The organism is Streptomyces griseobrunneus, from assembly GCF_046713465.1.
GTDB classification, from domain to species: domain Bacteria; phylum Actinomycetota; class Actinomycetes; order Streptomycetales; family Streptomycetaceae; genus Streptomyces; species Streptomyces microflavus.
The window spans coordinates 5,971,336-5,984,273 of the sequence record NZ_CP177080.1; the positions used below are offsets into that span (position 1 = coordinate 5,971,336).

The 12,938-nt window shown below is 71.1% G+C and carries 11 protein-coding genes; 4 read left to right on the plus strand and 7 right to left on the minus strand.

All coding sequences use genetic code 11. The features are described 5' to 3' along the window. Positions 1-22: 22 nt before the first annotated feature. From ACK8N7_RS27210 to panB, 3 genes are all read right to left on the minus strand, one after another. Positions 23-889, minus strand: coding sequence for an ABC transporter permease (locus ACK8N7_RS27210; protein WP_403208664.1), 867 nt, complete (start codon positions 887-889; stop codon positions 23-25). Further along, positions 886-1,908 (minus strand): ATP-binding cassette domain-containing protein, encoded by a 1,023-nt coding sequence (locus ACK8N7_RS27215; protein WP_403208665.1) that lies wholly within the window; start codon positions 1,906-1,908, stop codon positions 886-888. Before ACK8N7_RS27215 ends, ACK8N7_RS27210 begins: the two co-directional genes overlap by 4 nt. 171 nt (positions 1,909-2,079) lie before the next feature. Further along, positions 2,080-2,961 (minus strand): 3-methyl-2-oxobutanoate hydroxymethyltransferase, encoded by an 882-nt coding sequence (panB, locus tag ACK8N7_RS27220; protein ID WP_500444395.1) that lies wholly within the window; start codon positions 2,959-2,961, stop codon positions 2,080-2,082. Positions 2,962-3,153: 192 nt separating this feature from the next. Between panB and ACK8N7_RS27225 the strand changes: the two genes are divergently transcribed. The 4 genes from ACK8N7_RS27225 (at position 3,154) to ACK8N7_RS27240 (ending at position 8,291) form a co-directional block, all read left to right on the plus strand. Beyond that, positions 3,154-4,779 carry an MFS transporter gene (locus ACK8N7_RS27225; RefSeq protein WP_500444396.1) on the plus strand — a complete coding sequence of 542 codons (1,626 nt, stop codon included), beginning with the start codon at positions 3,154-3,156 and terminating at the stop codon, positions 4,777-4,779. A gap of 141 nt (positions 4,780-4,920) precedes the next feature. Beyond that, positions 4,921-5,649 carry a TetR/AcrR family transcriptional regulator gene (locus ACK8N7_RS27230; RefSeq protein WP_403208671.1) on the plus strand — a complete coding sequence of 243 codons (729 nt, stop codon included), beginning with the start codon at positions 4,921-4,923 and terminating at the stop codon, positions 5,647-5,649. A 193-nt stretch (positions 5,650-5,842) separates the two neighbouring features. Beyond that, positions 5,843-6,868 carry an endonuclease/exonuclease/phosphatase family protein gene (locus ACK8N7_RS27235; RefSeq protein ID WP_403208673.1) on the plus strand — a complete coding sequence of 342 codons (1,026 nt, stop codon included), beginning with the start codon at positions 5,843-5,845 and terminating at the stop codon, positions 6,866-6,868. Positions 6,869-7,025: 157 nt separating this feature from the next. Then, positions 7,026-8,291, plus strand: coding sequence for an MFS transporter (locus ACK8N7_RS27240; protein WP_500444397.1), 1,266 nt, complete (start codon positions 7,026-7,028; stop codon positions 8,289-8,291). Between the two features lie 44 nt (positions 8,292-8,335). Here ACK8N7_RS27240 and ACK8N7_RS27245 read toward each other — a convergent pair whose 3' ends face one another. The 4 genes from ACK8N7_RS27245 to ACK8N7_RS27260 form a co-directional block, all read right to left on the minus strand. Further along, positions 8,336-10,090 carry an NAD+ synthase gene (locus tag ACK8N7_RS27245; protein WP_403208677.1) on the minus strand — a complete coding sequence of 585 codons (1,755 nt, stop codon included), beginning with the start codon at positions 10,088-10,090 and terminating at the stop codon, positions 8,336-8,338. 121 nt (positions 10,091-10,211) lie between these two features. Beyond that, positions 10,212-11,798, minus strand: coding sequence for a multicopper oxidase family protein (locus ACK8N7_RS27250; RefSeq protein ID WP_500444398.1), 1,587 nt, complete (start codon positions 11,796-11,798; stop codon positions 10,212-10,214). A 65-nt stretch (positions 11,799-11,863) separates the two neighbouring features. Beyond that, positions 11,864-12,355 (minus strand): hypothetical protein, encoded by a 492-nt coding sequence (locus tag ACK8N7_RS27255; protein ID WP_500445853.1) that lies wholly within the window; start codon positions 12,353-12,355, stop codon positions 11,864-11,866. A 147-nt stretch (positions 12,356-12,502) separates the two neighbouring features. Further along, positions 12,503-12,928, minus strand: a complete 426-nt coding sequence (locus ACK8N7_RS27260) for a CBS domain-containing protein (protein ID WP_403208683.1) — start codon at positions 12,926-12,928, stop codon at positions 12,503-12,505. Positions 12,929-12,938 lie beyond the last annotated feature (10 nt).

The window sequence follows — 12,938 nt, forward strand, 5'->3', positions numbered from 1 at the left end:
CACCTGCGGTGTCCGGCGGCGCTCAGGCCTTCTTGCGGAACTTGGCGACGGCCAGCGGCGCCATCACCACCGTGATCCCGGCGGCCCAGGCGAGCGTCCACCAGACCGAGTTGCCGACCGGGTCGCCCTGCATGAGGCCGCGCGCCGCGTCCGCGAGGTTGGAGAGCGGGTTGTAGTCGGTGAACGCCTGGAGCCAGCCCGGCATGGTCTGCGTCGGCGCGAAGATCGAGGAACCGAACTGCAGAGGCATCAGCACGAGCATCGCCGTCCCCTGAACGGCCTGGGCCGTCTTCATGGTCAGCCCGAGCAGGATGAAGATCCACATGATGGAGGCGCCGAACGTGGCGGCCAGTGCGACCGCTCCGAGGAGCCCGAACACCGAGCCGTTCAGCTCCATGCCGAGGGCGAACCCCATGGCGAGCAGGATGAGCGTGGCGACCATCAGCCGGCCCAGCTCGACCACGATCTTGGCGATGAGCACCGAGGAACGGGCGATCGGCATCGTCCGGAACCGGTCCATGACCCCCTTGCGGAAGTCGTCGTTGACGCCGGTGCCGACGGCCATGGCGATGTTCATGCCCATCATCGCCATCAGCCCGGGCACCAGGTAGTTCACATAGGACTGCCGGTCACCGCCGAGGCTGGCGCCGACCGAGCCGCCGAAGACGTACACGAAGAGCACGATGAAGACGATCGGCATCAGAAGGACGTCGAACATCGACTCCGGGTCCTTCTTGATCTGGAGCAGATTGCGCCGGACCAGGGCCCCGATGTGGCGCAGGTTGGCACGCAGCCCGATCCGGCCCTCCTCGGCCACCGCCGCCTTCGACGGCGCGGGGCCCGCGGAGCCGGCGGGGGCGGGGGGCAGGGTTGTCGTGGTGCTGCTCATGCGGCGACCTCCTGGGGAGCGGCGTCGGAGAAGGTGGAGGCCTTGTCGCCGGTGATCGCGAGGAAGACCTCGTCCAGGCTGGGCAGGGCGGTGGCGACATGGGCGAGGGAGAAGCCCCGGACGCCCAGCAGCCCGATGACGGCGGTCAGCTGCTCGTCGCTGAGGATGGGCACGTACAGCAGCCCCTCGTCCGGCACGGCCTGCGCCCCGGCGACCCCGTCGAGTCCGGCCTCCCGGATCGCCTGGGCCATCGCGGCCAGCTCCGCCGGGTCCGAGGGCCGGATGTGCAGGGTGCGGCCGCCGACCTTGGCCTTGAGCTCGTCGACCCCGCCCCGCGCGATGATCTTCCCCTTGTCGATCACCGTCAGCTCCTTGGCTAGCTGTTCGGCCTCCTCCATGTACTGGGTGGTCAGCAGCACGGTCGCGCCCTCCGCGACCATTCGCTGCACCTCGTCCCAGACCTCGTTACGGGTCCGGGGGTCGAGCCCGGTCGTCGGCTCGTCCAGGTAGAGCACGGACGGGCTGCCGATCATCGAGGCGGCCAGGTCGAGCCGGCGGCGCATCCCTCCGGAGTACTCCATGCAGGCACGCTTGGCCGCATCGGTGAGCGAGAACCGCTCCAGCAGCTCGTCCGCCCGGGCCCGCGCCTGCTTGCGGGGCAGATCGAGCAGCCGCCCGATCATGTAGAGGTTCTCCCAGCCGGAGAGCTTCTCGTCGACCGAGGCGTACTGCCCGGTCAGACCTATCCGGCGGCGCAGCTCGCGGGGCTGCTTCACCACGTCGAAGCCCGCGACGACCGCGTGTCCGGCGTCGGGGGTGATCAGCGTGGAGAGGCAGCGTACGAGGGTGGTCTTGCCGGCGCCGTTGGGGCCGAGCACGCCGAGGACGGTGCCTTCGCGGACGTCGAGGTCCACGCCGTCCAGTGCCTTGGTCTCGCCGTAGTGCTTGACCAGCCCCCGTACCTCGACGGCGTTTCCGCCGTTCCTGGGGTTCACGTCGATTCGTTCCATGTCCACCATGGGACCAGCGCCCACCGACAGCTCACCGACAGCCGGCCGATACGGCTCCCGGACGCGCGACAGCCCGCCGATGGGGGATGTCGGCGGGCTGTCGGTGGTGCGGGAAGTGGCTGGTGGGGCCCCGGAGGCCGGTGGATCAACGGAAGGTGCGGGCCCCGGAAGGCCGGTGGATCAGTGGAAGGTGTGCTCCGGCGCGGGGAACGTACCGCCCACGACCTCCTCGGCGAACTCCTTCGCCGCGTCACCGAGCACCTTGCGCATGTTCGCGTACTGCTTGGTGAAGCGCGGCACCTTCCCGCCGGTCAGCCCGACCATGTCGGTGTAGACGAGCACCTGCGCGTCGGTCGCCGCACCGGCGCCGATGCCGACGGTCGGGATGTGGAGCGTACGGGTGACCTCGGCGGCCAGCTCCTCCGGTACGAGCTCCAGCACGACGGCGAACGCGCCCGCGTCCTGGACCGCCTTGGCGTCGCGCAGCAGCTGGTGGGCCGCCTCCTCGCCCCGGCCCTGCACCCGGTAGCCCATGGCGTTGACGGACTGCGGGGTCAGGCCGATGTGGGCCATGACCGGGATGCCGGCCTCGACCAGCAGCCGGATCTGCTCGTGGGACCGCTCGCCGCCCTCCAGCTTGACCGCGCCTACGCCCGACTCCTTGATCAGCCGGGTCGCGTTGCGCAACGCCTGGACGGGACCCTCCTGGTACGAGCCGAAGGGCAGGTCGGCGACGACGAGGGCGCGCTTGGTGCCCCGCACGACGGCGGCGGAGAGCAGGGCGATCTCGTCCATCGTGACCGGCACGGTGGTCTCGTAGCCGAGGTGGACGTTGCCCATCGAGTCCCCGACGAGCATGACCGGGATGCCCGCCTCGTCGAAGACGGACGCGGTCATCGCGTCGTAGGCGGTGAGCATGGGCCACTTCTCGCCGCGCTCAGTGGCGGCGGCGATGTCGTGGACGGTGACGCGGCGGGTGGACTTCCCTCCGTACAGCGCTTTGCTGCTGTCGGGGGAGGCACCGGCGGGGGAGGGCGGGTTCTGTGCAGCCGAAAGTGACATGGCTGATGAGCTCCTTCGTCATCTCGAGGCGCCCTTACGGCGTCCCCGGATCCCTTCCATGGTGGCATCCCGCCCGGGCAAACGGGAAGTGGGCCCGCACCGGCCCGTCCGTACTGCCCGTTCGACGGCCGTTGGGCAAAGCTTTAACAATACGAGACGGTCTCGTATCGAAACGGCGTTAGGCTCGTCCCCATGTCCAACCCGTCTCCCTCCGCCGCGGCCTCCTCCGGGGTCGCCGCCGCCGAGCCCCGCATACCCGAGGCGATCCACCGCCGCCGCTGGTGGATCCTCACCGTCCTCATGTTCAGCCTGCTCATCGTGGTGCTGGACAACTCGATCCTGAACGTCGCGGTCAAGACGATCGCCAGCCCCGCGCCCACCGGCATCGGCGCCACCCAGAGCGAGCTGGAGTGGGCGATCAACTCCTACACGCTCGTCTTCGCCGGACTCCTCTTCACCGCCGGTCTGCTCGGCGACCGCATCGGCCGCAAGAAGGTCCTCCTCTTCGGCATCCTGGTCTTCGGCATCGGCTCCGCCCTGGCCGCCATGTCCGCCTCGCCCGGCGAACTCATCACCTGGCGCGCGCTGATGGGCTTCGGCGCCGCCTTAGTGATGCCCGCCACCCTCGCCGTCCTGATGAACGTCTTCGAGCGCGACGAACAGCCCAAGGCCATCGGCATCTGGGCCGGCAGCGTCGGCCTCGGCATCGCGATCGGCCCGATCACCGGCGGGCTGCTCCTGGAGCACTTCTGGTGGGGCTCGATCTTCCTGGTGAACGTCCCCGTGGTCGTGCTGGCCCTGGTCGCCATGGCGATCCTGGTCCCCGACTCCCGCGACCCGAAGCCCGGCAAGGTCGACCCGGTGGGCGTCGCGCTCTCCATCGTCGGCCTGGTCCTGCTGGTGTACGGGATCATCCGGGGCGGCGAGCTCGCCGACTTCACCGACACGACCGTGCTGCTCTCCATCGTCGGGGGACTGCTGGTGCTGGCCGGATTCGTCTGGCACGAGAAGCGCAGCAGCCACCCGGCGATCGACATCACGTACTTCAGGAAGCCCGCGTTCTCCGCTGCCGTCGCCGCCATAGCGCTGGTCTTCTTCGCGCTCATGGGCGTGACCTTCTTCTCGGCCTTCTACCTCCAGAGCGTGCGCGGCTACAGCGCCCTGCAGTCGGGCCTGCTCATCGTTCCGCTAGCCGCCGCCCAGATGATCTTCGCGCCCCGGGCCCGGCTGGTCGTCGACCGGTTCGGCGCCCGTGCGGTCTGCACGGTGGGCATGCTCCTGGTCGCCGCCGGACTCGCCTCGTTCGCCCTGTTCGGCGCCGGTACGCCGGTGTGGGTGATGTGCCTCGTCTTCTTCGTCCAGGGCACCGGGATGGCGCACATCATGCCGCCCGTCACCGTCGCCGTGATGCAGGCGCTGCCTCGCGAGAAGGCCGGTTCCGGTTCCGCCATCAACAACACCTTCCGCCAGGTCGGCGGAGCGCTCGGGATCGCGGTCCTCGGCTCGGTGCTCTCCACCGTCTACCGGGGCGACATCGAGGGCCACCTCGGCACACTCCCGGCCGGGGTCAGGGACGTGGCGGGCGAGTCCATCGAGGCCACGCTGGGCGTCGCCGCGAAGCTCGGGCCAGTGGCCGGAAAGCCTCTGGTCGCCGCCGCCAACGACGCCTTCATCAGCGCCATGCACGTGACCGCGCTCGGCTCGGCGGCCGTCGCCCTGATCGGCGCGGTGGTCGTCGGCCTGTACCTGCCGGGGCGGACCCCGGCCATCGCGGCGGAGCCCGCGGCCCGGCCCGCGGAGGAGCCGGTGGGCCGCTGACCGACCCGGAGGGCCGTGGCCCACAGCCCCCTCGCGGTCGGCGAGAATCGGGGCGAAGGCCGAACGCGTACGGCGGCAGGGCCGTACACGTACGAAGGCACGGCTGTACGCGTACGGCGGCACGGAGAGAGGCGGCTTCAGGTGCGGGACCAGGACGACGGCGAGCAGGACCGCGGCGAGCACGACAGTGCGCGGTCCGGCGAGCAGGACCGGCACGGCGCGGGCGACGGCGGCGCCGCGCGGGGCGACGGGGCACAGGACCCGGAGCCCCGCCGCGGCCGCCCCCGCAGCGCCGCGGCCGAACGGGCGATCCTGGACGCCGTCATCACCCTCCTGGAGGCCGGTGAACCCCTGGCCGGCCTCTCCATCGAGCGCATCGCGCGTACGGCGGGCGTGGGCAAGGCCACGATCTACCGCCGGTGGACGGGAAAGGAAGAGCTCTTCGTCGACGTCGTACGGGACATGGAACCCGTCGACCCGCCCGTCTCCGGCACCGAGGGACTCGCCGATCTGCGGGTCATGCTGGAATCCCTGCGCACCCGGGGCCTCGCCCAGCGCTCCTCGGTGCTCCTGCACAACATCTTCGCCCAGATGAAGAGCCACCCGAAGCTGTGGGACGAGTACTCCGGCACGGTGATCGCCCCCCGCCGCGAGCTGATGCTGGCGGCGGTACGGCGGGCCGTCGCCGCGGGGGAGCTGCGCGACGACCTCGACGTGGAGCTGATCGACGACCTCTTCGTCGGCCCGATGCTCGTCCGTACCGTCCACCGCCCCGACGCGCCCCTTCCCGACGACCTGGCCGATCGCATCATCGCGGCGCTGGTCCAGGGACTGGCCCCGGCGGGGTCCGCAGCGGCGGCGCGCGCCTGACGCGCCGGGGCCGGGACGAGTGTGCTCGTTCTGTCACAAGCCCCCACCGGCCGGGCCCGGACCGGAACCTCTCGTCCCGCTCCGCACGTCCTGCTCACGAAGAAGCCGTCGTCGACGGCGGGAAAGACGCCGCCCATCACCTAGGGTCGAGGGGCGCGGCGATGTGTACGGCAAGGCAGTGAGGACGAGCGCGATGGTGCAGGCGTACGGGGCGGACACGGGCAACGGCAGCGCGGAGCAGCCGCAGGCCGGCGGGTCCCGCTTCCGGAGCCTTCTGAGCAGAGCAACCCGGGACCGGGGAATCTGGCGGCGCGGGATCGTGCTCGCCCTCTGCTCGGTGGTGCTGACCCTGGTGATGGTCGTCCACGCGCAGATCCCGAACCGGGTGGGCAACCTCGGCAGCCTCGTCGAGACGTTCCTGCCGTGGATAGCGCTGTTCATCCCGTTGCTGCTGGTCCTGGCCCTGCTGCGGCGCTCCGCCACCGCGCTGATCGCCCTGCTGCTCCCCGCCGTGGTCTGGCTCAACATCTTCGGCGGCCTGATCACCGACAAGTCCGGTGCCGGCGGCGACCTCACCGTCGCCACCCACAACGTCAACGCCGGCAACCCCGACCCCGCCGGCACCGCCCAGCAGGTCGCGGGTTCCGGGGCCGACGTCGTGGCCCTCCAGGAGCTGCCGGGCGGCCAGGTGTCCACGTACGAGAAGTCGCTGGCCGCCCGCTACCCGTACCACTCGGTCCAGGGCACCGTCGGGCTGTGGAGCAAGTACCCGCTCAGCAACACCAGGCCCGTCGACATCAAGATGGGCTGGACCCGGGCCATGCGCTCCACGGTCAAGGCGCCGCAGGGCGAGGTCGCGGTGTACGTGGCCCACCTCCCGTCGGTCCGGGTGAAGCTGCACGCGGGGTTCACCGCCAACCAGCGCGACAACAGCGCCGACGCCCTCGGCGAGGCCATCGCCGACGAGCAGGTCGAGCGCGTCGTCCTGCTCGGCGACCTCAACGGCACGATGAACGACCGCTCCCTGAACGCGGTCACCTCCCAGATGCGCTCCACCCAGGGCGCGGCGGGCGACGGCTTCGGCTTCAGCTGGCCCGCCTCGTTCCCGATGGCCCGGATCGACCAGATCATGGTCAAGGGCGTCGAGCCGAAGTCGTCGTGGACCCTGGCGGCGACCGACAGCGACCACCTGCCGATCGCGGCCCGCGTGGAGCTGTGACAGCGATCAGGCAACCGGCCGTTCACCTCCCGGCATAAAACGTCTGCGACAATTTGTTCCAGTCGCATACATAAAGAAGACTGAGCCGTCGCCCGGCGTCCACGCCGAGGCGACGGCTCTTCGTTCTGCCCCCGCTCCGAGATTGCGAAGGTTCCCCATGCCCCTGGCCCTGCTCGCCCTGGCCGTGAGCGCCTTCGGCATAGGCACGACCGAGTTCGTCATGATGGGCCTGCTGCCCAATGTGGCGGACGACCTGGACACGTCCGTGCCGACCGCCGGCTACCTCGTGTCGGCGTACGCGATCGGCGTCGTCCTGGGCGCGCCCCTGCTCACCGGCCTCGGCTCCCGCGTCCCGCGCAAGAAGATGCTGCTGCTCCTGATGGCGCTGTTCACCGTCGGTAACCTGGCCTCGGCGCTCGCCCCCGACTTCGGCTGGCTGCTCGCGGGCCGCTTCCTCGCCGGACTCCCGCACGGCGCGTTCTTCGGCGTCGGCGCGGTCGTCGCCGCCCGGCTGGTCTCCGAGGGCCGCCAGGCGCGGGCGGTGGCCACGATGTTCCTCGGCCTGACGGTCGCCAACATCGTCGGTGTGCCCGCCGCCACTCTGCTCGGCCAGCACCTCGGCTGGCGGGCCACCTTCCTCGTCGTCGCCGTGATCGGCCTCGCCGCGATGGCGGCCCTGGCCCGCCTGGTGCCCCGCATCCCGGTCGAGGCCCACCAGGACGTACGCCGCGAACTCCGCGCCCTCGGCAACCGTCAGGTGCTCCTCGGCCTGCTCACGGCGGTCTTCGGCTTCGCCGGGGTCTTCGCGGTGTACTCGTACCTCTCGGCGATGACCACGAAGGCGATGGGCTTCGGCGAATCCTCGGTCACCCTCGTCCTCGCGCTCTTCGGCATCGGGATGACCCTGGGCGCCCTGGCCGCGGGCCCCCTCACGGACCGGGCCCTGCGCCCGACCCTGTACGGATCGCTCGGCGCGCTCGCGGTGGTCCTGGTGGCGTTCCCGTTCACGGTGCACGTGCAGTGGGCGGCGCTGGTGATGGTGGTGCTGCTGGGCGGCGTCGGGTTCATGACGACGACCCCGCTCCAGATGCTGGTCATGAACAAGGCGAAGGACGCCCCGACCCTGGCCTCCGCCTCCAACCACTCGGCCTTCAACCTGGCCAACGCGGGCGGCGCCTGGCTGGGCGGCGTGGCGATCGCAGCTGGCTGGGGCTGGACGTCCCCGGCACTGGTGGGCGCGGTGCTGGCGGTGATCGGCCTGGCGATAGCCGCGACGGCGGGTTTCCTGGACCGGGGCCCGGAGAGGCCGTCCCGGGTGGTGGCGGGCAATCAAGCCGGTCCGGCGTTTGAGGACGGAACCGGTACGCCGGATGGCCCCGCGGCCACGTTGTCCGTGGGCCCTTCCAGCCCGTCCGGCGCTTGAGGACAGAGGCGACCACCGGACGCCCCCGGTGACCGCCCCCTCCGCTACGACGACTCGCGCCAGCGATTCGTGATCGGCAACCGCCGGTCCTTCCCGAACCCCTTCGGCGAGATCTTCGTCCCCGGCGGATACTGCCGCCGCTTGTACTCGGCCGTATCCACCATCCGCAACGTCTTCGCCACCAGCTCCGCGTCGAACCCGGCAGCCACGATGGAATCGAGCCCCTGGTCCCGGTCCACGTACAGCTCCAGGATCCCGTCCAGTACCTCGTAGTCCGGCAGCGAGTCCGTGTCGACCTGCCCAGGACGCAGCTCAGCGCTCGGCGGCTTGCTGATCGAGGCCTCGGGGATCGGCGGCGTCTGCCCCCGCTCCTCGGCGGCCCGGTTGCGCCACTTCGCCAGCCGGAACACCGAGGACTTGTAGACGTCCTTGATGGGCCCGTACGCCCCGACCGCGTCCCCGTACAGCGTGGAGTAACCCACCGCCAGCTCGGACTTGTTGCCCGGCGCCAGCACGATCTGCCCCTCCTGGTTGGAGATGGCCATCAGCGTCGTACCGCGCAGCCGCGCCTGGAGGTTCTCCTCCGCGAGACCCGTGAGCTCCAGCGACGCCATGTACGCGTCGAACATCGGAGCGATCGGCACCGTACGGAAGTTGAGCCCGGTCCGCCGGGCCAGCTCGGCCGCGTCGCCCTTGGAGTGGTCCGAGGAGTACTTCGACGGCATGGACACGCCGTACACGTTCTGCGCGCCGAGCGCATCGCACGCGATGGCCGCGCAGAGCGCCGAGTCGATCCCGCCGGAGAGCCCGAGCAGCACACTGCTGAAACCGTTCTTCGCAGCGTACGCACGCAGACCCACGACCAACGCCGAGTAGACCTCCTCGTCGTCGTCCAGCCGCTCCGCGTACCCGCCGGCGAGCTCCGGCTCGTACGCGTCGACAGGCCGGTCGGACAGCACCACATGGTCGATGCGCAGCCCGTCGTCCACCACACCCGAGGGCGCCACGGTGTCGGCGGCGGGCAGCTCCAGATCGAGGATCACGCTGCCCTCGGAGAACTGCGGCGCACGGGCGATGACCTCGCCCTCCTTGTCGACGACGATCGAGTCGCCGTCGAAGACCAGCTCGTCCTGCCCGCCGATCATCGCCAGGTACGCGGTCGTGCAGCCGGCCTCCTGGGCCCGCTTGCGGACCAGGTCGAGCCGGGTGTCGTCCTTGTCCCGCTCGTACGGCGAGGCGTTGATCGACAGCAGCAGCCCGGCCCCGGCGGACCGGGCGGCCGGGACGCGCCCGCCGTCCTGCCAGAGGTCCTCGCAGATGGCGAGGGCCACGTCGATGCCGTGGACCCGTACGACGGGCATCGAGTCGCCCGGCACGAAGTACCGGAACTCGTCGAACACCCCGTAGTTCGGCAGGTGGTGCTTGGCGAAGTTGAGCGCGATCCCGCCCCGGTGCAGCACGGCCGCCGCGTTGCGCGGGGAGCCGGCGGGCTGCCCGTACCGCGCGGCGGCGTGCTCGGAGCGGTCCAGATAGCCGACGACGACCGGCAGCTCGCCGAAGCCCTCCTCGTCGAGCCGGACGGCCAGCGCGCGCAGCGCCTGCCGTGAGGCCTCGACGAAGGACGACCGCAGGGCCAGGTCCTCGACGGGGTATCCGGTCAGCACCATCTCGGGGAACGCCACCAGGTGGGCGCCCTGCTCGGCGGCGTGCCGGGTCCAGTGGAGGATCGACTCGGAGTTGCCGGTGAGGTCGCCGACGGTCGAGTCGATCTGATTCAGTGCGAGACGTAGTTGAGGCACGAGGCCCAGTGTAATCGTCTTTCTGACGCGATGTCCCGGCGGCCCGGGCAAAATCTGCCCGGGCCCACCGAAACCGCAGGTCGGGGCAGCTGTCGGCCCCGACCCGCTGAACTCCTGAGGCTCAGCCCCGATACCCGAGGACCGTCATCATCCCCGCCTCCGCGTGGTAGACGTTGTGGCAGTGGACCATCCACAGCCCCGGGTTGTCGGCGTCGAACTCCGCGGTCAGCGACCGGTGCGGCAGCACGATCGCGGTGTCCTTACGGGCCCCGGAGGCGTTCCCGCCCAGCGCGAACGTGTGCCCGTGCAGATGCAGCGGGTGCCACATGGCCGTCCCGTTGTCGAAGACGACACGCACCCGCTCCCCGGCCTCCACCGGCCGCCGCTGACCGGCGGTGTACGGCTGCCCGTCGAAGGCCCAGTCGTACCCGGCCATCCCGCCGGTGAGCCGCATCCGGATCGTCCGGTCCGGCGAGCGCCCGGCCAGCGCCACCGACGGATCCGGCACCAGCCGCCCCGCCTCGACGAGCTTCCCGTCCAGCTCCTCGGGCCGTACGGAGGCGGCGGGCGCCGCACCACTGCCGGTCCGCAGCACGGCGAGCGCGGACGCCTTCTTCCCCTCGGCCAGGGCGACGAGCGGGAAGACCCCGTCCCCGGCGGTGACGAGGACGTCGTACCGCTCGCCCATCCCCAGCAGCAGCGCGTCTCCCCGGGTGTGCCGGACGGGGAAGCCGTCGGTGTGGGTGACGGTCAGCCGGTGCCCGCCGAGCGCGACGCGGAAGGCGGTGTCGCCGCCGGCGTTGATGATCCGCAGCCGGATACGGTCACCGGGCCGCGCGCGGAACGTCTCCGGATCCTCCGCCACCCGCCCGTTGACGAGGTAGTACGGATAGGCGACATCCCCGGCGTCTCCACCGAGCAGCTCACTGCGGGCACCCATCATCATCCGAGAGGGCGAGCCGCCGTCCGGATCCTCCGCTTCCGCCGCCTCGGCCTCGGCCCCCGACATGCTGTGCGCACCATGATCCATCCCACCGCCCGTCCCTCCGGACAGCTCCTTGAGGACGGCATCCGGAGTGGACCCCTCCACCCCGTCCACCCAGTCGTCGAGGACGACGACCCACTCCTTGTCGTACGCCAACGGCTCCTTCGGGTCCTCGACGATGAGCGGCGCGTACAGCCCCCGGTCCTGCTGGACGCCGGAGTGCGGGTGGAACCAGTACGTCCCCGGATGCGGCACCGCGAACCGGTACCGGAAGTCGGCCCCCGGCGCGATGTCCCGCTGGGTGAGCCCGGGGACCCCGTCCATGTCGTTGCGCAGGGCGAGACCGTGCCAGTGCATCGAGGTGGGCTGCGGAAGGTGGTTGGCCAGGGTGAGGTCGAGCGTGTCACCGGCGTTCACCCGCACCTCGCGCCCCGGCAGCCGGTCGCCGTAGGCCCAGGAGGCGACGGTGGTTCCGCCGCCCAGATCGAGCCGGGTGCGGGTGGCGGTGAGGGAGACCTTGCGTACGGGGCCGGAGCCGCGCGCCTCCTCGGCCGCCGCGACCTCCTTGCCGCCGGGGGAGACGTACGTACCGGAATCCTGGGCACCGCCGGGGGAGTGGGAGCCACCGTGGCCGCCGCCGTCGGAACAGGCGGCGAGGGCTCCCGTACCGGCGACGGCGAGAGCGGCGCCGAGCACGGCGCGTCGGGTGGGTTGCGTGGGCATGCTGAATACACCTCTGAGGAAAGGTTGTTCAGGGAAGGGAGAAGGGCGGAGGTGAACGCCCACTCCTAGATACGCAGCACCGAAACGCCGGCGAGCACCGGTATCGGGGGCGGCGGATCGGGCCGCAGCACACGCAGGAGCCCCGCACCCACCGCCGTACCGAGGGGCCGCCCGTCCGCGCGCAGCCCGGACAGCCAGGCACCGAGAAGGGCGAGACCCCAGGCGCCGAGGACGGCGAGGCAGACGGAGAGCGGGTCCATACCACTCATGGGGGTGTCGTCGGAGGAGCGGTGGGAGGGATGCCCGACGTCGGAGGCGACAGGGCCGGCGGAGGCGGGGGCCGGAGGACCGGCGGAGGCGGCATCGGCGACCGGCATGATCACGGCGTCGGCCGGGACTGGGGGCGCGCCCACGCCCACGGACACGGGCATGGCCATGGCCACGGACACCGGGGGCGCGGCGGCTTCACGCTCCGCATGCTCCGCCGGATGCCCGACCGTATGCATGGTGATGATCCCGAAGAGCAGCGCGGCGAGCAGCAGGAACTGCGCGTACATCCCGCTCCCGCTTCCGCTCCCGTTCCCGCTCCGGACCCCGCCGACCGTGCCAGCCATGGCGACCACCCTACCCCCGGTGGGTATGCGGACGGACAGGGGCCCGGCACCCCTGAGGGTTCCGGGCCCCTGTCGGACAGGCGTGGGCTCTCAGCTGCGGGAGTAGACCTTCTCGGCCCAGACCGCGATCTGCTCCTCGGTGAGGTGCTGCGCGAGATCGGCCTCACTGATCATGCCGACGAGCTTCTTGTTCTCGACGACGGGGAGCCGGCGGATGCGGTGGTTCTGCATCTCCTCCAGGACCGCGTTCACATCCGCCCCCGCCTCGATCCAGCGCGGAGTGCCCTGGGCGAGGTCGCCCGCGGTCACCTTCGACGGGTCGTGGCCCTTGGCCACACAGCCGACGACGATGTCCCGGTCGGTGATGATGCCGACCATGCGGTCCGAGTCACCGTTGGCGGAGACGGGCAGCGCACCCACGTTGTGCTCACGCATCAGCTGCGCCGCACGGTCGAGCGTCTCGTGGGCGGGGATCCAGCGGGCCCCGCTGTGCATGATGTCTTTGGCGGTCGTCATGGGGGATTTC

Bases quoted from the DNA above. Each gene is read 5' to 3' on its own strand.
- ACK8N7_RS27210 (WP_403208664.1), bottom strand. From the start codon at position 889: ATGAGCAGCACCACGACAACCCTGCCCCCCGCCCCCGCCGGCTCCGCG.
- ACK8N7_RS27215 (WP_403208665.1), bottom strand. From the start codon at position 1,908: ATGGTGGACATGGAACGAATCGACGTGAACCCCAGGAACGGCGGAAAC.
- panB (WP_500444395.1), bottom strand. From the start codon at position 2,961: ATGTCACTTTCGGCTGCACAGAACCCGCCCTCCCCCGCCGGTGCCTCC.
- ACK8N7_RS27225 (WP_500444396.1), top strand. From the start codon at position 3,154: ATGTCCAACCCGTCTCCCTCCGCCGCGGCCTCCTCCGGGGTCGCCGCC.
- ACK8N7_RS27235 (WP_403208673.1), top strand. From the start codon at position 5,843: ATGGTGCAGGCGTACGGGGCGGACACGGGCAACGGCAGCGCGGAGCAG.
- ACK8N7_RS27240 (WP_500444397.1), top strand. From the start codon at position 7,026: ATGCCCCTGGCCCTGCTCGCCCTGGCCGTGAGCGCCTTCGGCATAGGC.
- ACK8N7_RS27250 (WP_500444398.1), bottom strand. From the start codon at position 11,798: ATGCCCACGCAACCCACCCGACGCGCCGTGCTCGGCGCCGCTCTCGCC.
- ACK8N7_RS27255 (WP_500445853.1), bottom strand. From the start codon at position 12,355: ATGTACGCGCAGTTCCTGCTGCTCGCCGCGCTGCTCTTCGGGATCATC.
- ACK8N7_RS27260 (WP_403208683.1), bottom strand. From the start codon at position 12,928: ATGACGACCGCCAAAGACATCATGCACAGCGGGGCCCGCTGGATCCCC.